Source organism: Geitlerinema sp. CS-897 (genome assembly GCF_028368005.1).
Taxonomy (GTDB): domain Bacteria; phylum Cyanobacteriota; class Cyanobacteriia; order Cyanobacteriales; family Geitlerinemataceae; genus Baaleninema; species Baaleninema simplex.
On sequence record NZ_JAQNCQ010000103.1, the window covers coordinates 1 to 17,947 of the forward strand.

Consider the following 17,947-nt stretch of genomic DNA (forward strand, 5'->3'; position numbering starts at 1 on the left):
TGTGGAAGGTTTAAACAACAAGTTAAAGCTGATTAAACGCAAAGCTTATGGATTTCGTAATTTCTGCAACTTTGAGCTTAGGAGTCAGCTTTCTATGATTTTTTCAGATTGATTCTGCATCTTAAGTTCGGAAGAGCCGAATATCACCGCCTAATTGAATTGAATTTTTTCAAGAAAAGCGATCGCATTGAATTAATTCGAGGAGAATTGGTGGAAAGAGTAAATAAAAGAAGTCGATATTCTGCCTATTGCTTAAACTTTTTAGAAGAATTAAGTATAGTTTTAAAAGGACAAGCTAGGATTTTTTGTCAATTTCCAATCGAAATATCTAATTATAATGTCTTGAAGCCTGATTTTGCAATCTCAGGGATAGACTATTACAACTTTACTAGCTCCGTACAACTCGAAGATATTTTATTAGTAACTGAGATTGCAGACTCATCGCTACAAACCGATTTCGAGTTGAAGCGCCTTCTTTACGCAGAAGCTAATATAAAAAACTATTGGGTTTTGAACGTAGTTGCAAATCGCCTTGAAATTCATAAAAAACCATTTAAAATATCTGAAAATAGATTTGATTACTGCGATCGCCAAATCATATTACCCGGATCGACGATTGCTGTTCTAGGATTCGAGGATTTACAATTAGAGTTATCTTCAATTTTCTTGAACGATCCCGATCCAGAATTATTAGTGAGGCTAGATATGTTCACCAACAAAAAGTTTTCTATCAAAGAATACCATCGTTTAATAGACTTAGAATTTTTAAAAGAGGGCGATCGCATTGAATTAATTCGAGGAGAATTGGTGGAAATGGCAGCTAAAGGGAAACACCACGCAGTCTGTTGTAGCAATTTAAATCGTCTGTTGTGGCAAATTGTTAGCGATCGCGCGATCGTTCGCTGTCAAGATCCTATCGAACTTCCCAATCTCAGCGAACCCGAACCGGATTTTGCGATCGTGAGAATGCGCGAAGATAACTATCTTAAAACTCATCCCCAACCGGAAGATATTTTCCTCGTTATCGAAATTGCTGACTCTTCACTACAGTTCGATCGCGAGGTTAAACTTCCCGTTTACGCCGAAGCTGGAATCGAGAACGTTTGGATTTTTAACTTAATTGGCGATCGCCTCGAAACCTACACGCAACCTTGCCGAATGTCGTCAGGAGAGTTTGAATACCGAAACATCCAAATCTTTTTACCTGAAGATACGGTTGCATTGCCTAGATTTGAAGATTTAAAATTAGAACTGTCTCGAATTTTTCCAAATCGTCCAACTACCGATAGACCCTAAATTTAAAAATGTTAGCTACTAAAAAATTTTCGATCGAAGACTACCACCGCCTAATTGAGTTAGGTTTTTTCAAGGAGGGCGATCGCATTGAATTAATTCGAGGAGAATTAGTGGAAATGGCAGCTAAAGGCAAGCGTCATACGGTGTGTTGTATGAATTTACTAGAAGAATTAGCCATTCTTCTCAAAGGAACAGCGAAAATTCGCTGTCAAGATCCTATCGAACTTCCCAATCTCAGCGAACCCGAACCGGATTTTGCGATCGTGAGAATGCGCGAAGATAACTATCTTAAAACTCATCCACAACCGGAAGATATTTTCCTCGTTATCGAAATTGCTGACTCTTCACTACAGTTCGATCGTGAGGTCAAACTTCCCGTTTACGCCGAAGCTGGAATCGAAAACGTTTGGATTTTCAACTTAATTAGCGATCGCCTCGAAACCTATACTCAACCCGATCGAATGCCAACGAAAAAATTTGAATATCGCCAACGCCAAATCTTTTTACCCGAAGACACGGTGATATTACCCAATTTTTTCAATAGCAATTTAGATTTATCGACAGTATTTCCGCAAGAAATATAACAAAGTAATCGGATCGGAGATCGAGTCTTTTCATTACAGTTGACTGAGACGCAAAAATTATTGGATATCCGATTTAAGTTTCTCTCTTTCTTTTAAAATTCGCTTAGCTTCTTCTTCTCCCTTTTCTGTGGTGATTAACCAGGCTACTTCACCAATGCTCGGACATCTTCCCAACTCATCCCATTCCATTTTGATTTTAAAAACGATCGAATCAACATCAAATTTCCATATTTTAAATTCTAGATTTTTGTTTTTTTTATGCTCAAAAAATAGGCGATGAATATCAGTTTTATTGATGTCAAATAATTCTTTTTCACAATGTTCTGGCTCTTTATTTTTGACATTTTCAAACATTCCGACTTGCATAGACCCAGTTTCAAGTATTTCTCGAATTGCATCGAGAGTCAGAACTTGTATTTCTTGATAGTTTTCATCGGGTTCTAGGCTGAACTCCCCAATAATCTGCCATAATCCAACATAATCTTCTGTCCCTTCAATGATGAAGTCTTCCCAAAAACTGTACTTCATGACTATCACCTATAAATTGAATTTTGGTAATCGCGTCATCTCGCTACCATTTTAATGCGAACATTAATATTAGCTATCTGACTTTAATTTCGCTCTTTCTTTTAAAATTCGCTTAGCTTCCTCTTCTCCTTTATCTGTCAATACTAACCAGGCGTCTAAGCCTAGATATACGGCTTTATCGAGTTCGGGCGATCGGCTTATCTGGCTTGACTCTTCCCACTGCATTCTAAGTATTTCTATGGATTCGTCAATATTTAATCCCCATGACTCGTGACCATTGCTAGTATAGTTTAAATCGCCTATCTCCATCAGCCCAGATTCAAGTACTTCTCGCAAAGTGCTAAGAGTGATTGATTTTAATTCTTGCTTGCTTTTATCTTCATTTTCCTCATAAACATCTCTAGAAATTTCTCGTACATCAATATAGTCTGGGAGCATCCCATTTCGGCAATTATAGATAAGCAGCTACTATTGAGAATACTGGCTTGCCTCTCACAGAGACGAATTCACCTACGTCTTGAAACGATTTTCAACAATCAATTGTCATGTATCTTCCAAAACGGGATGCTCCCTATAGTCTTCTAGTCCTTCAATGAGATAGTCGTCCAAGAAATTATATTTGTATTCCATGATTATCCTTTCACAATTGAACTTTGTTTTCCAGTTTAGGTGTATTAAAATTGCTAATGTCCGTGGTTGTATTGGTATGATGTCGCTGACATTAGATAACTGTTTTAAACAGGAAATGGAGCATTGAATGTCTACCTACGATCGCATCTATCAAATCGTTCGTCAAATTCCCCCCGGACGAGTTGCCACCTACGGACAAATCGCAACCCTAGCCGACTTACCCGGACAAGCCAGACTCGTGGGTTACGCACTCTATCGCGTCGATCTGGCAAATTCCGACGTACCCTGGCATCGGGTTATCAATGCTAAAGGCTGTGTTTCTCATTCACCACAGCGACGAGGAACCGATTACCACCAACAAGCACTTTTGGAAGCCGAAGGAATTGAATTTGACGAGTCGGGAAAACTCAACTTGAAACAGTATCTTTGGCGATCGCCTCCGACTTCAACTTCAGTTTAAAGGGTGTCTGGATCTTCTCCCAATTCTCGCAGTCGTGCCGCCAGTCGTTCGGCGCGTTGTTGTGCCTCTTCAGCTTGTTGCTGTGCCTCTTCAGCTTGTTGCTGCGCCGCTTCTTCAGGAAGTGGGACGACGTTACCCTCCGTATCGTAAAACCGCAGCCAGATCGCCGTTTCTCGAGCGATCGTTCCCTGCCAAGTTCCCAGCCAAAATCCGAGCGTTTCGCACCACAACCAACCATTTTCTTGAGGTTCGAGGGGTTGGTAGTTAAACTGTTTGTCGAGTTGCCAACCTTCGAGAGAATTTTCGTCGAAGGGATCGTAAATAAAATAATTGCGCGTGTGGAAGGTTTGTGAGTACAACTCTTTTTTAACCCCGCGATCGACCTTGGCTGTCGAAGGCGACATTAACTCGACGATAACATCAGGATAGCGTCCCTCTTCTTCCCAAATCACCCAACCCTGGCGCGATCGCGTTCCGTCTACGTTCAACACCACGAAAAAGTCCGGTCCGCGAAAATCTCGATTCAGCGCCTGCTGGCGACTGTAGTAGACGAACATATTGCCGCCAGTGAAATAGTCGTCGCGATCGCGCCAGGCTTGCTGTAGCGATCGAATCAACAGATTCATGGCGATGCGGTGTCGGTTGCTTTCCAAGGGTTCCCCGTCATCGAAAATCAAATCCGTCGGTGGCGTCGGATGCCAATCTTCCAACCTCTCGGCTAGAGGGAGTTGAGGCGGTGTCGCGTTGCCTGACATAATATCGTCCCTCGATCGCTCGTTTTCTCGAGTTTAGCGCGATCGCCTCTCTCGCAATCTCTCTAAGGATAGGTTTCGTCGAGGCATTCGGTCTGTCATACTGCCATCAGGAAGACTCCGAAACGCTTCCGCAATCGAGAATCTCTGCGATCTTGCGACTTAAAATCAGGAGTAGGTTAAAGCATGGACACGATAGAAGCGATTCGATCGCGCCGCTCTGTCAAACATTACGATCCCAACCACGAAATGAGTCAGGAGGAGATCGACAAGCTGCTTTCCCTGGCGATGTTGTCTCCGACCGCATTTAACATTCAAAATTGGCGGTTCCTCGTGGTTCGCGATCGCCAACTGCGCCAAAAAATTCGCGAAGTGGCTTGGAATCAAGCGCAGGTGACAGATGCCTCGCTGCTCGTAATTCTCTGTGCCGATCTCAAATCCTGGGCCGAACAGCCAGAACGCTACTGGCGCAACGCACCACAAGCAGTTCGAGATTTTCTCCTTCCGGCGATCGCTCAGTATTACGACGGTCGAGAAACCGTACAGCGAGACGAAGCCATGCGCTCTTGTGGCATCGCCGCACAAACGATTATGCTCGCGGCGAAAGCGATGGGGTACGATTCCTGTCCGATGGACGGGTTTGACTTCGAGAAAGTGGCCGAGTTGGTTCGTCTTCCCGAAGACCACGTTATTTCGATGTTCGTCGTCGTCGGAAAAACCGTACAGGAAGCGCGGCCTCGTGGCGGACAGCTTCCCATGGAAGACGTGGTCGTGTTCGATCGCTTTTCCTAAACCGATCTCGCACCATGAAGCAGGATAGAAGCCTGCGTCGCGACTGGGTTGTCCTCTCGTTCACTGCCGACTCAAACTCAGATGACTTCAACTCTTTCTCCCCACTTACTTTCTCCTTTTAATATGGGAGATCTATCGCTGAAAAACCGCGTCGTCATGGCTCCCCTAACGCGAGCGCGAGCGGGAATCGAACGGATGCCGAACGCACTCATCGCCGAACACTACCGACAACGAGCCTCGGCGGGATTGATTATCAGCGAAGCCGTGGCGATTTCCACTCAGGCTCTCGGCTGGGAGCGATCGCCAGGAATCTACACCGACGCACAAGCTGAAGCCTGGAAACCCGTCGTCGAAACAGTTCACAGCCAAGGAACGCCGATCTTTTTCCAGCCGTGGCATTGCGGACGCGCCTCTCACAGCAGCTTTCACCCAGAAGAAGGACTGTCCGTCGCGCCGTCTGCCATTCCCATTAATTACCCTTACATCGACACGCCAATCGGGCCGCAAGACCACGAAACGCCTCGTCCCCTAGAAACTGAAGAAATCGGACAGGTCGTTGAAGATTACCGCCAGGCGGCGATTCGCGCGAAAGCGGCCGGGTTCGACGGCATCGAAGTAGACGGCTCTAACGGCTATCTCATCGATCAGTTTTTACAGTCGAAAACCAACCACCGCCGCGATCGCTATGGGGAAAGTTTGGAAAACCGCTTTCGCTTGCTGCGCGAAGTCCTCGAAGCGACGATGTCGGTATTTCCCGCCAACCGCGTCGGCGTGCGGATTTCTCCCAACGGCAACTTTAACGATATGGGATCGCCGGACTACCGCGAAACGTTTCTCTACGTTGCCAAACAATTGAACTCATACGGTTTGGCCTATCTCCACGTCATCGACGGGTTGGGTATCGGCTTTCACGAACTCGGCGAACCCATGACGCTGGCAGAGTTTCGGCAGGTGTTCGACGGGCTGTTGATGGGGAACTGCGACTATACCCAGGAAACGGCAGAGGCGGCGATTCGCGAAGGAAATGCCGATCTGATCGCCTTCGGACGGCTGTATATGAGCAATCCCGATTTGGTGGAACGCTTCGCCAACGGTTGGGACTTGAATCCTCTTCCGGATAAGTCGATTTGGTATTCGCCGGGAGAAAAAGGATACACGGATTTTCCAACCTATCGAGAGGCCGAAACCACTTAGGTATCGAGCCTCGTCGTTAACTGGAGATGCGAGTGAAGCACAGCGATCGCACCTTCTAAGCAGGCGTTTTGTCCTGCGCCACCCTTTGTTGTCCTTTGATTCAAACGATTCAAACTCAGATGACTTCGACTCTCTCTACCCACTTACTTTCCCCTTTTAATATGGGAGATCTATCCCTGAAAAACCGCGTCGTCATGGCTCCCCTGACGCGATCGCGAGCGGGGATCGAACGGATGCCGAACGCACTCATGGCAGAATACTACCAACAACGAGCCTCGGCAGGGTTGATTATCAGCGAAGCTACCGTCATCTCCACTCAGGCGATCGGTTGGCAACAATCGCCAGGAATCTATACCGACGCACAAGCGAAAGCCTGGAAACAAGTCGTCGAAGCCGTTCGCAGCCGGGGAACGCCGATGTTTCTGCAACTGTGGCACTGCGGACGTGCCTCTCACAGTAGCTTTCACCCCGAAGACGGACTTCCTGTCGCGCCGTCTGCGATTCGCCTCGACGACGACTACATCCACACGCCGACGGGGAAGCAGGATCTCGAAACCCCTCGCGCCTTGGAAACCGAAGAAGTCGAACAGGTCGTTGAAGATTACCGAAAAGCAGCCGAACGTGCGAAAATGGCGGGGTTCGATGGCATCGAAATTCACGGTGCCAACGGTTATCTGATCGATCAGTTTTTACAGTCGAAAACCAACCACCGCAGCGATCGCTATGGGGGAAGTTTTGAAAATCGCTTTCGCTTTCTTCGCGAAATTGTCGAAGCCACAACTTCGGTGTTTCCTGCCAACCGCGTCGGCGTGCGGATTTCTCCCAACGGCGACTTTAACGATGTGGGATCGCCGGACTACCGAGAAACCTTTCTCTACGTGGCGCAACAGTTAAATGCCTATGGTTTGGCCTATCTCCACGTCATGGACGGTTTGGAATTCGGCTTTCACGAACTCGGCGAACCCATGACGCTGGCGGAGTTTCGGCAGGTATTCGACGGGCCGTTAATGGGAAACTGCGGCTACACCCAGGAAACGGCAGAGACGGCGATTCGCAAGGGAAATGCCGATCTGATTGCCTTCGGACGACCCTACATCAGTAACCCCGATTTGGTAGAGCGCTTTGCCAACGGCTGGGAACTGAACCCTCCGGCAGATATGTCAGTGTGGTACTCGTTCGACGAGGAAGGATACACCGATTTTCCAATGTATCAGAACGGGAAAAACACTTAAGTTAGAACGCAGTCGATCGTTTGTAGACGAAATAGCCTTTACAGCAGTTTAAAAAACTGCTTTTTTTGTTTTATACACGCTCGAATACCTGAAAACGATGTGAATTTTTCCTGAGAGAGTGACAAGCTCAATGGCAAAGATTCAGGGCTCTTCCGACATTGGTATGTGAGGTAAATGCCTGTAACCTCGATCTGGAAAGGGATTTCGCGATTTGAGTCCCCTTTTTATACAGTTTAGCGAAAAATCCTGCCCTGTAAGGGTTTCAGCTATTTTTTGCATAGTAAGTTCGGAAGAGCCAGATTCAGGGAAAGAATCTGTCTGTTTTTTTTGAATATAGATATTTGTACGTTGGTGTGTTCCCGCCGTTCTCGCTTTAGATTTCGAGAGTGTTAAACGACATTTTTTAGACGTTCGATAACTTGTGCTTTATAGGCTTTAAAACCCAAATTCTCCAAAGTTAAATTTTGGAGTCCTCGGAATTGGTTAATTTGAAGTTGTGTGAGATGTTTCATAAAGACAACTTCAGATTGGTGAATTCTGTAACCTTTGGGGTGGATGAATTCCACCCCACAACAGGCGATTACGACTCCTTCTTCTCCTTCGGTTTGAACGTCGAAGAAACATAGAGTTCCTTCAACTGCTTCTTATCCACAGGCGAGGGCGCGTCGGTTAACAAACAGCGGGCTTGTTGCGTTTTCGGGAAGGCGATGACATCGCGAATCGATTCTTCTCCTGCTAACAACATCACCAAACGATCTAACCCATACGCAATTCCGGCGTGGGGCGGCGTTCCATACTCAAAGGCTTCCATCAAGAAACCAAATTTCTCGTTAGCTTCTTCCTGGGATAAACCAATGGCTTCAAATACCTTTTCTTGAATTTCTCGCTGGTAAATCCGCAGGCTTCCCCCGCCGATTTCGTTTCCGTTCAACACCAAATCGTAAGCTAACGCACGCGCCGTTTTGAGGTCGTTCAAATCCTCGGGATTGGGGGCTGTGAAAGGGTGGTGTAAGGCTTCGAGACGCTTCTCGTCGGCGTTCCACTCGAACATGGGGAAATCGGTAATCCACAGCAGGTTCATTTTGCTGTCGTCAACCATGTTTAACTCGCGAGCGATGACTTGACGCAGGCGATCGAGAGTTTTGTTGACCGTATCTGCATCCCCCGCCCCAAATAGCAGCAAATGTCCAGTTTCGGCGTCGGTTCGCGTTAACAACTCTTGGCGTTGTTCGTCGCTGAGGTTGTCTTTAATCGCGCCGATGGTATCGATTTCTTCGCCCTCTTTGACGCGGATGTACGCCAACCCTTTCGCCCCGGCTTCAGCGGCTTCTTTAAACAAGTCACCACCGGGTTTGATGCGGACGTTGGAAATGAGTTTGCTGGCGTTGGGAATTGGTAAAGCTTTGACGATTCCGCCGGATTTGACCGCACCGGAAAAGACTTTGAAGCCGGAATCTTTCATCAAATCCGACAAGTCTACCAGTTCCAATCCGTAACGGGTATCGGGGCGATCGCTTCCGTAGCGATCGAGCGCGTCTTGATAGGTCATCCGGGGGAACGGACGGGGAAGATCGATCCCTTTCACCGCCTTATAAATATGGGCGACGAGTTTTTCGTTCAGGTCGATAACTTCATCGTAGGACATGAAACTCATTTCCATGTCCAACTGCGTAAATTCCGGTTGTCGGTCGGCGCGAAGGTCTTCGTCGCGGAAACAACGGGCGATTTGGTAGTAGCGATCGCACCCCGACACCATCAACAACTGTTTGAACAATTGTGGCGACTGGGGAAGTGCAAACCAGTCCCCCGGATTGACGCGACTCGGTACCAAATAATCCCGCGCCCCTTCCGGTGTCGATTTCGTCAAAATTGGCGTTTCGACTTCCAGAAATCCTTCTTCATCTTCCAAAAAACGACGCATGGCTTTAATCGTTTCGTGGCGAAGTTTGATGTTATTCGCCATGCGATCGCGCCGCAAGTCCAGATAGCGGTATTTCAACCGTAACTCTTCCCGCACGTTTTCCGCTTCGGCGGTACTCACTTGGAACGGAAGCTGTTTGCGGACGCTGTTGAGAAGTTCGATCGTCTCAGCGTAAACTTCCACCTCTCCCGTGGGGAGTTTCGGGTTGAGGGACTCTTCGGGACGTTCGTAAACCGTTCCCGTGACGCGGACGACGTACTCGTTGCGAAGCGCGTCCGCTTGTTTGTATGCTTCAGGGGTACGTTCCGGGTCGCCGACGATCTGAACGACGCCAGTGCGATCGCGCAAATCCACAAAAATCACGCCCCCGTGATCGCGGCGACGATCGACCCAACCGCAGAATGTTACTGTTTTGCCGATGTGTTCTTTTCGGACAGTGCCGCAATAGTGGGTTCGCATAGTGGAAACAGTGGGATTAACGCGCTAGGACAAAACTGGAAAACTTTACCATTATGCAGCATGGAGGCGTTATCAGTGAAGCGTGAAGAGTGGAGAGTGGTAGGGTGCGTGACTTGAAAAACTGGGTGTCGATCGCGAGACCGATCGACCGTCACGCACCGCCAATGTACACCGCCAACAGACAAGGATGCGTGACACGGCCGCAAAATCTTGAGTGTAGACCCGAAATTGACAACTTTCTGCGTCACGCCCCAACGCCTCGTCTCATTCGCCCATCATCTCATTCGCTAACGATGGTTTCGCACAGCGGAGGGTTTCGATCGATGCCAGCCAAAATTGTTTCTATTGTACTGCTTTCAATATTTCTCGCCACGGGGTGCGCCTCAGACGAAACTGTCGAAACCCCAAGTTCTACACCGTCCCCAACGGATTCGCCAAATTTACCAAATTTACCAAATTCACAAAACTCGTCTGAGACGACGCCAAGTCCCACTTCAGTCGCAAAAGTCATTTCGACGGCGAAATTATCTCCCGAAGCGATCGCGATTCAAGTTTCCGACCTTCCCGAACCCTACCACACCGAAAGCGCCTCCAATCCGCCGCGAGTGGTTCCGATTCCCGAAAATCCCGTTTTGAACGTTCCCCCCGGATTTCAAGTCAACGTCTTCGCGGAGAATTTAGAGAGTCCGCGATGGCTGGCGTTGACGCCGACGGGGGAAGTGTTAGTGACGGAAACCCCCGAAACGCGAATTCGTTGGTTGAAGGATACCGACGGCGATGGCGTCGCCGACGAAACGGGAATTTTCGCCGATGCAGACGACGGACTGTATATTCCCTTCGGGATGGCGTTTGCGGGGGACTCTTTTTATGTCGGAAACACCGATGCGGTCATTCGCTTTTCCTATACCGAGGGTCAAAAAGAAATTTCGGGAGAATTCGAGAAAATCGCCGACCTCCCCGGACAAGGATACCGCCAGCATTGGACGCGAAACGTGGTGGTTTCCCCAGACGGTGATAAATTGTATGTTTCGGTTGGGTCGCGATCGAACGTCAGCGAAGAACCGCTTCCTCGCGCCTCCGTCATGGAGATGAATTTAGACGGGTCGAACGCGCGAGTGTTCGCCTCGGGGTTGCGAAATCCCGTCGGATTAGATTTTCACCCACAAACCGGAGAACTCTACACCGCCGTCAACGAACGGGATGGGTTGGGGGACGACCTGGTTCCTGACTATCTTACGCGAATTCGCGAGGGAGAATTTTACGGCTGGCCTTACGCGTATTTGTCGCCGAATTTCCTCGATCCCCGACATACCCAAGCCAACGGAGAAAGCACCAACCCAGATTTAGCGGCGCAAACTCAAACCCCAGACGTACTGTTTCAGTCCCATTCGGCGGCGTTGGGGTTACAGTTTTACGATGGCGAAACCTTCCCCGAGAGATATCGTAACGGCGCGTTTGTGGCGTTTCGGGGAAGTTGGAATCGCGATCGCGGGACGGGATACAAACTCGTATTCGTTCCCTTCGACGAATCCGGTCGTCCCCTGGGGACTTACGAAGATTTCCTGACGGGATTTCTCCTCGACCCCAGCGTTCCCACAACTTGGGGTCGTCCGGTGGGGGTGTTAGTGTTACCAGATGGGAGTTTGTTATTTACCGAAGAAGCCAACAACCGCATTTACCGAATTCAGTACGTTGGGGAAGCGGTGTCTGAAGTGCGGTAAGGGAAACGCGATCGAATTTTTAGCAATTCGCCCCGATCGCCTGACAAATCTCGCGTACATCGCATAAGATTGCCTTAGAACTGAAGGATTGAGAGCCGTTTTCCAACGCACTTTCTTAAATAGTTCGCGATGGAGCGACAATCGCACTCAATTCAGACTATAGCAATCCTAAATGGTTTGCGGAAACAGATCGGCTGAAAACCCCATACCGTAACGATCTATCCTGAAAACAAGCCGAAAACGAAGTCGTACTGCTATAGACTTTGATTCAGTTGGAGTTAATTTTGCGATCGCGCTGAGAGGTCGAGTGCCTTCATGAACAGTTTGAAACGAACGACTTATCGTTTGGGATCGTCGCTGAGAAAATTCAGGGCGAGCTTGGGATATCCAATTAACGAAAAGTTGTTTCAATTATGTGGACTACAACGCTCTGGAAATCACGCCGTTATTAATTGGATTATTTCCCAAAAACCTCTCAAAACTTGCTTCATTAATGGCATTTTTCCTCAACACAATCCCTGGTATAAAAACTGGGGGCTTTTTTATCACAATTTTGAATACTGGCCGAGCGATCGCGATAAGTCAGGAGCGCTAGTTGCCAAAGAACTCTTGCTTTGTTCTTACGAAAATCGATCGCTTGAAGAAATATCCAAAAATCAAGACTACTTAAATTCCCATGTCGGGAAAAGCCAAGATCGCTACTCACTGCTAATCCTGCGAGATCCCTACAATACCTTTGCAAGTTGGTTGAAAGCCGATTGGGAAATCACGCCGGAGATTATCGATCTATGGAAATCTTACGCGAGAGAGTTCCTTGGAGAAACGCAATATTTACCCGATCGCAAAGTCATTATCAATTTTAACCACTGGTTTCTCGATCGAGAATACCGTCATCAACTCGCCCGAAATCTCGATTTGCAATTCACAGATAATGGATTAGATACTATTACTCACCACGGAGGAGGAAGTTCCTTTGACAAGCAAAGTTTGGACGGCAAGGCGAGGAATTTGAAAGTTTTAGAACGGTTTCAAAACTTTATCCACGACCCGGCTTATCTCGAAATTTTCAAAGATCGAGAACTGCACGAGTTGTCCACAGAAATTTTCGGTAAAATCGCAGGAACGGAAACGATCGCCCGCTAAATGGATGTCAACGTCGCGTCCACCACAAAATCGCACTGGCGGCGAACCCGATAACTGGAAACGTGACTAACGCCGTCCACCCGAGAAGTCGCGCCTGTCGGGGCGTCATGGCAATATTGCGATCGACATCTTCTCGCGGACGAACCGACAGCGTTTCTTCCGTCTCGGGATTCAGCCATTCCACCGCGTTGAGGAAAAAGTCGCCGTTGAGTTGTCCGTCGAAAAACGCATCGGTCGTAAAGTCGGAGTCGCCGACGACCACCAATCGCGCCTCGGGAACGGTTTCTTCAGAATCTTCCGTTTCAGAATCTTCCGTTTCAGCCGTCTCGGTATCGGGAGACGCAGTCGGTTCGGGAGTTGCTTCAGTTTCGGGGGGTTCTGCGTCCGCCTCGGCGTTCTCCTCAACTGTTTCTTCTGTGGTCGCTTCCGGCGTTTCTATTTCGGCCTCGGCGTTTTCAGCGGCCGGTTCTTCAGCGTTAGTCTCTTCAGACGTTTCCGCTTCAGTGTCCGTTTCGGTTTCTGAATTCTCTTCCCCTTCCGTCGTGGGTTCGGGGGTTTCTTGAGGTTCCGGCGTTTCCAGTTTTCGACTCGACGCCACCGCCAACACCAGCGGTCCGGGGCGGTCTTCTTCAGGATTCAATTCCCAATCGGGGCCTTCGTCGATATTCTGTTCGGCCCAACTCGCATTACTGGTAAACAGCAGCGGCGAGGTGTCGATTCCCTCCACGTCGTCGTATTGCATCGGACGCACGACGGGAAACAGGGAGTAATTGCGCCCGAAATCTGTCGTAATCGGATGGGTTCCGTAGTCGATGACGAGGGGGGCTGCGGGGCCGAAACCTTGAACCCAGCGTTCGGGGTCGATGGCGATGCGATCGTCTAAGGTTACGCCCCAAGCCTCGAGAAAGTCCGTCAAACCGGGGTCGGTATTGGGATCGATGAGGAGTAACACGCCGCCGCCGTTGTCGAGATAAGCTTGTAAGGCTTGAATTTCTGGGTCGAAGAGTTCCTCAGTCGGGCCGGCGACGATAACGACAGACGCATTGTCGGGAACGCTTCCGGCTTCGATGAGGTTGAGGGGTTCGACGAGGGCGTTTTGGTCTTCGAGGGCGCGAACGGCTTTAGACAGGGAATCTTCGCCACCGGGGACGATGGGAAGTTCGCCGTGACCCTGAAGAAAATAGACGGTGAAGCGATCGCCGCGGTAGAGTTGGGCGAGGCGGTTCGTCAGTTTGGCTTCGGAGAGCGGTTCGACACCGACGGTTTGCACGTACTGGCGTCGTTCGCCTGCGGTGAGGTAGACATCGCCGATTTGTCCGACGTTAAACTCCTGTACTAAGCCGGGATTCGTTTGCGGATCGACGTATTCGTACTCGAACTGTTGGGGGGCTAACCGTTCGTAGTTTTCGAGAAGGGCGGTATCCGTGGCGCTAGGTTGGTTACCGAACACCCACACTTTCACGGGTTCGTCCAGATTTCGCAGGATTTCTTGGGTTTGGGGGGCGAGGGTAAACCGTTGGGTTTCGGTCAAGTCGAAACGGGCGGAGGTGCGAACGGCCAGAACGTTGACGATTCCTAAGATAACGAACACGGAGAGGGTGGCGAAGAGGGCGTTCGTTCCCGCTTCGGTCGATCGCTGCTTCCAAAAACCCCGACTAAACTGTCCTTGGTAAATCAGCCAAATTCCCAACAGAACGATTCCCACGATTAGCAGTATGGCGGGAACGGGAACCCAAACGCCAGAGACACCCCCGGCGGACAATCCGGCGACGCCGAGAAACAAGCCCAGCCAGAGTAAGGCGTTCCAGTATTTTTGAAGGAAATCGCGCATAAGAAAAGTCGTTCGCCTGTGAGTTAGCTACGTTGGAAGCGCAGGGCTTCGATCGACTGTGCGGTGAGAAAGATCCCCAGAAAGATGTAACTCGCAAACAGAATTATACTACTGGTATCGACGATTCCTTGGACGAGCGTGTTGTAGTTTTCTAGAAGTGAAAGATGTCCTAAGGCTTCGCCAAACGCACCACCGATGTTTTCCGCGATGAGGTTTATCACCCATAAAAAGAGAATTAGGGCAAAGGTGAGAACGGCCGAGAGAATGGTGCTATCGGTTAGGGAGGAGACGAACATTCCCAAAGACAGCACGCTGGCCGCCAGCAAAATTAATCCCAAGTGTCCGAGAAGGGGAATCGTCGGTGGAAACGGCGGTTCTGCACTGCTGAAGGTTATGGCTTCGTAGAGGAGTAGCGGGGCGGTCAGGGTGGCGTAAAAGGTGACGACGCCGAGGAGTTTTCCCGTGGCGACAGCCCAGTTATAAAGTGGAGAGGTAGCGAGCAGTTCTAGCGTTCCTCGTTTTCGTTCTTCGGCGTAGAGTCCCATCGATAAAATGGGAAGAATAAATAAGGAAAGTGATGCGATCGTGCTGAGGAAAAACTGCATGAATTGATAAGGAACGTCGATGGGTGGGGCTTCGACTCCCATTTGACTTTCCATTGCAGTTTGAGCGGCGACTTGTGCGAGAATTCCTCGTTGGGGATCGAGGAGAATGGTCACGAAAAAGAAGCCTGCAATGAGCCAGAAAATTCCAGCAATTGCCATTGCTAGGGGAGACACGAAATAGCTTTGAAGCTCTTTTCGATAGATTGCGATAATGTTTGATAAGACTTGCTTCATAATTTCAAAGGTTTTATAAAATTTACGATCGCTCGATTGATTTAAACAATTTGAGATCGAAAGCTTAGGTTGACTTAAAATTCAATCCAAGCATTAAGCCTCAGATTTTGAGGTATCGTTTTCATCTTCATCGGAGAAATCGCTAACGTCGCGGTCGTCACTTGTTTCGTTGTGGGTTGTGTCGGAGATTTGGGACGGTTCGCCTTCTGGGGCGATCGCGATCGTAGATGTCGCGTCCGACAAGTCGGGACCCGACGATTCAGCTCCAGCCACGGAGACCTCTTCAGAGGTTTCTCGAGATACTTCTTCTAACATTTCTTCAGACTTCTCTTCAGTGGTGAGTTGCAAGAAAATCTCTTCGAGACTGGCTCGAGTTCGTCGCATCTCAAACAATTTTAAGTTTCCATGAAGGACGGCGGCGGCGATCTCGCTTCCCGGTTCGCAACCCGGCTCGGCTTTCACGCGGAAACGGAAACGGTACTCGGGGAGTTCGGCGTTCGATAACGGTTCGACAGACTGCACCTCGGGAAGATTTCCCAAATAGGACTGAATCGCCGCCTCGACGCCATCTACATCGCCACCGACTTCAATGTCGTAAGTGGTTCCTCCCGTCAGTTGTCCCATCAGGTTGTCGAGGGTATCGGTGGTGACGAGTTTTCCTCGGTTGATAATGGCGACCTGAGAGCAAGTCATGCTCACTTCGGGGAGAATGTGGGTAGACAGGATAATGGTGCGATCGCCCGCTAAACTTTTGATGAGATGGCGAACTTCGATGATTTGTCGGGGGTCGAGGCCGACGGTGGGTTCGTCGAGAACGATAACGGGAGGATCGTGAACGATCGCCTGGGCGATTCCCACCCGTTGGCGATAGCCTTTAGAAAGCTTGCGAACGAGCGTTTTACGGTATTCAACGAGGCCGCAGCGAGAGATGGCGATGTTTACGCGGTTCGTGCGATCGCCTGCGGAAACGCCTTTAATACGAGCGACGAAGTGTAAAAACCCCTCAACGGTCATTTCAGGATAAAGAGGCGGATTTTCGGGAAGGTAGCCGATGCGCTGGCGAACTTCCATGGATCGATCGTGAACGTCGAACCCCGCAATCCGAGCGGTTCCCGAAGTCGCGGGAAGAAACCCGGTGAGAATTCGCATCGTCGTCGTTTTTCCCGCACCGTTGGGTCCGAGAAATCCCAAGATTTCGCCATCGGCGACGGAGAACGATAAATCGCGGACGGCGTGTAGGTTTCCGTAACTTTTGCTAAGGTGTTCGACTTCGATCATGGTCCAGCTGTTTTGAGTGAAGGAGAAGAGGTGATGAGGTCAGGCGTGTAGGTTTCTGCAACTTTTGCTAAGGTGTTCGACTTCGAGCGTGGTCTAGCTGTTTTGATTGAAGGAGAAGAGGTGATGAGGTCAGGCGTGTAGGTTTCTGTAACTTTTGCTGAGGTGTTCGACTTCGAGCGCGGCCTAGCTGTTATGGACAACTCAACTCAGTCCAAATGGTACGCCAAATCTTCCTGCATTTGGTTATCCTAATCCTAACGATCCGACACAGGTTCAATTTATTTGAGGATTGGAGGTTGGAGTGAGATGCTCCCATAAGTAAAATTTTGTAAAGCTCGCATGGCTTGACACAGATGAGTTTTATAGTGTACCTTTGAAAGTTTATTTTAACTCGAATTACTCCTAAAAAACTCAAATACCTTCTAATCTCAAATTCAAGCTAATGACTGAACTCGGGTCTTCAGAGCTTGCGATCGTAGATGTGTAATATAATACAAAAAAATCGGGTGTATCTCAAAAATGTAAATTTATCAGATCGGAGTCTCTGCGGTAAATTGAGCTGTGGTTGGGTTTAGCGATCGCTCTACCCATGAACTGAGCGAAGTCGAAGTCCAACCGACCCCAGACTCCTATTTTTACAAAAGAGAGATGCACTCAAAAAATCGAAAATCGAGAACCACAGCTTCTGAAATTTCATAAAATTAGCTTTTCTGTTAAACTCCGAAGAATCCAAATTTACATTTTTGAAATGCCCCCTTAATATGTTAAATCTACGTTTAAAATAAATAAAATATCGCTAAAATGGACGCTAAAACAAAACATAAACTCATTCGAGACTATATTAATTGCTATAATTCTTTTGATATAGAAGGAATGTTGTCGAATTTACACTCTGACGTAAAGTTCGAGAATATTGTAAATGATGAAGTAACAGATCGTGCAGAAAATCTGGTTGAATTTAAAATTCTGGCCGATCGCGCAAAAGAGCTGTTTTCATTCAGAGAGCAAACGATAAAAAAAATTGACACAGAAGCCGATCGCATGGTAGTCGAGATCGATTATAGTGGTGTTTTGGCGGTCGATCTGCCAAATGGATTACAAGCCGGACAAAAATTAAACTTTAAAGGAAAATCTGAGTTTTATTTTAAGGGTGCATCTCAGTTTTGCAAAAATATTGCTAAAACAGAGTGCCATTTAAGTAAGCACAGCGTAAAGAAAGAATCTTAGAAACATTCTCTACTTTCCATTGCGCTCCCGATATTTTGACTCGCATTCCGATTTGCTTAA

17 protein-coding genes and 1 pseudogene are annotated in these 17,947 nt (G+C 48.4%); 11 read left to right on the forward strand and 7 right to left on the reverse strand.

The window, feature by feature from the left end:
- From POG22_RS06090 to POG22_RS06105, 4 genes and pseudogenes are all read left to right on the forward strand, one after another.
- Positions 1-112 (forward strand): transposase (locus POG22_RS06090; RefSeq protein WP_498903168.1); only part of this gene is annotated, 112 nt, incomplete at its 5' end.
- Positions 109-639 (forward strand): annotated as a pseudogene (locus tag POG22_RS06095) (Uma2 family endonuclease); the annotation flags it as partial. The gene POG22_RS06090 and the pseudogene POG22_RS06095, both read left to right, overlap by 4 nt.
- A 66-nt stretch (positions 640-705) precedes the next feature.
- Positions 706-1,296 carry a Uma2 family endonuclease gene (locus POG22_RS06100; protein WP_498904204.1) on the forward strand — a complete coding sequence of 197 codons (591 nt, stop codon included), beginning with the start codon at positions 706-708 and terminating at the stop codon, positions 1,294-1,296.
- Between the two features lie 8 nt (positions 1,297-1,304).
- Entirely contained in the window at positions 1,305-1,880 is a 576-nt protein-coding gene (locus POG22_RS06105; protein ID WP_498904179.1) for a Uma2 family endonuclease, read from the forward strand.
- Positions 1,881-1,937: 57 nt separating this feature from the next.
- Here POG22_RS06105 and POG22_RS06110 read toward each other — a convergent pair whose 3' ends face one another.
- The gene (locus POG22_RS06110) at positions 1,938-2,408 is read right to left on the reverse strand and encodes a hypothetical protein (protein ID WP_498904181.1); all 471 of its coding nucleotides are present in this window, start codon (positions 2,406-2,408) and stop codon (positions 1,938-1,940) included.
- 69 nt (positions 2,409-2,477) lie between these two features.
- Positions 2,478-2,846 (reverse strand): hypothetical protein, encoded by a 369-nt coding sequence (locus tag POG22_RS06115; protein ID WP_498904183.1) that lies wholly within the window; start codon positions 2,844-2,846, stop codon positions 2,478-2,480.
- A 319-nt stretch (positions 2,847-3,165) separates the two neighbouring features.
- On the opposite strand from POG22_RS06115, the gene POG22_RS06120 reads away from it, so the two are divergent.
- The gene (locus tag POG22_RS06120) at positions 3,166-3,498 is read left to right on the forward strand and encodes an MGMT family protein (RefSeq protein WP_017660192.1); all 333 of its coding nucleotides are present in this window, start codon (positions 3,166-3,168) and stop codon (positions 3,496-3,498) included.
- Here the strand turns inward: POG22_RS06120 and POG22_RS06125 are convergent.
- Positions 3,495-4,253: a Uma2 family endonuclease gene (locus tag POG22_RS06125; protein WP_498904185.1), complete on the reverse strand. Its 759-nt coding sequence runs from the start codon at positions 4,251-4,253 to the stop codon at positions 3,495-3,497. The genes POG22_RS06120 and POG22_RS06125 overlap by 4 nt on opposite strands.
- A gap of 183 nt (positions 4,254-4,436) precedes the next feature.
- Between POG22_RS06125 and POG22_RS06130 the strand changes: the two genes are divergently transcribed.
- The 3 genes from POG22_RS06130 to POG22_RS06140 all read left to right on the forward strand — a co-directional run bounded on the left by POG22_RS06130 (position 4,437) and on the right by POG22_RS06140 (position 7,468).
- Positions 4,437-5,042 (forward strand): nitroreductase family protein, encoded by a 606-nt coding sequence (locus POG22_RS06130; protein WP_498904187.1) that lies wholly within the window; start codon positions 4,437-4,439, stop codon positions 5,040-5,042.
- A gap of 81 nt (positions 5,043-5,123) precedes the next feature.
- Positions 5,124-6,236 carry an alkene reductase gene (locus tag POG22_RS06135; RefSeq protein ID WP_498904189.1) on the forward strand — a complete coding sequence of 371 codons (1,113 nt, stop codon included), beginning with the start codon at positions 5,124-5,126 and terminating at the stop codon, positions 6,234-6,236.
- A gap of 119 nt (positions 6,237-6,355) precedes the next feature.
- Positions 6,356-7,468, forward strand: a complete 1,113-nt coding sequence (locus POG22_RS06140; protein ID WP_498904191.1) for an alkene reductase — start codon at positions 6,356-6,358, stop codon at positions 7,466-7,468.
- A gap of 580 nt (positions 7,469-8,048) precedes the next feature.
- Here POG22_RS06140 and aspS read toward each other — a convergent pair.
- The gene (aspS, locus tag POG22_RS06145) at positions 8,049-9,848 is read right to left on the reverse strand and encodes an aspartate--tRNA ligase (protein ID WP_498904193.1); all 1,800 of its coding nucleotides are present in this window, start codon (positions 9,846-9,848) and stop codon (positions 8,049-8,051) included.
- Positions 9,849-10,171: 323 nt separating this feature from the next.
- Here aspS and POG22_RS06150 point away from each other — a divergent pair, with 323 nt between their 5' ends.
- Together POG22_RS06150 and POG22_RS06155 are read left to right on the forward strand one after the other, a co-directional pair.
- Positions 10,172-11,569 (forward strand): PQQ-dependent sugar dehydrogenase, encoded by a 1,398-nt coding sequence (locus tag POG22_RS06150; protein WP_498904196.1) that lies wholly within the window; start codon positions 10,172-10,174, stop codon positions 11,567-11,569.
- 315 nt (positions 11,570-11,884) lie between these two features.
- On the forward strand, positions 11,885-12,712 hold the full coding sequence (locus POG22_RS06155; protein ID WP_498904197.1) for a hypothetical protein: 828 nt from the start codon (positions 11,885-11,887) through the stop codon (positions 12,710-12,712).
- Positions 12,713-12,719: 7 nt separating this feature from the next.
- Here the strand turns inward: POG22_RS06155 and POG22_RS06160 are convergent, their stop codons facing one another.
- The 3 genes from POG22_RS06160 to POG22_RS06170 form a co-directional block, all read right to left on the reverse strand.
- Positions 12,720-14,543 carry a GldG family protein gene (locus POG22_RS06160; RefSeq protein ID WP_498904199.1) on the reverse strand — a complete coding sequence of 608 codons (1,824 nt, stop codon included), beginning with the start codon at positions 14,541-14,543 and terminating at the stop codon, positions 12,720-12,722.
- Positions 14,544-14,566: 23 nt separating this feature from the next.
- On the reverse strand, positions 14,567-15,382 hold the full coding sequence (locus tag POG22_RS06165; protein ID WP_498904200.1) for an ABC transporter permease: 816 nt from the start codon (positions 15,380-15,382) through the stop codon (positions 14,567-14,569).
- Positions 15,383-15,475: 93 nt separating this feature from the next.
- Positions 15,476-16,660 carry an ABC transporter ATP-binding protein gene (locus tag POG22_RS06170; RefSeq protein ID WP_498904201.1) on the reverse strand — a complete coding sequence of 395 codons (1,185 nt, stop codon included), beginning with the start codon at positions 16,658-16,660 and terminating at the stop codon, positions 15,476-15,478.
- An 801-nt stretch (positions 16,661-17,461) separates the two neighbouring features.
- Here POG22_RS06170 and POG22_RS06175 point away from each other — a divergent pair.
- Positions 17,462-17,887 (forward strand): nuclear transport factor 2-like protein, encoded by a 426-nt coding sequence (locus POG22_RS06175; protein WP_498904202.1) that lies wholly within the window; start codon positions 17,462-17,464, stop codon positions 17,885-17,887.
- Positions 17,888-17,947 lie beyond the last annotated feature (60 nt).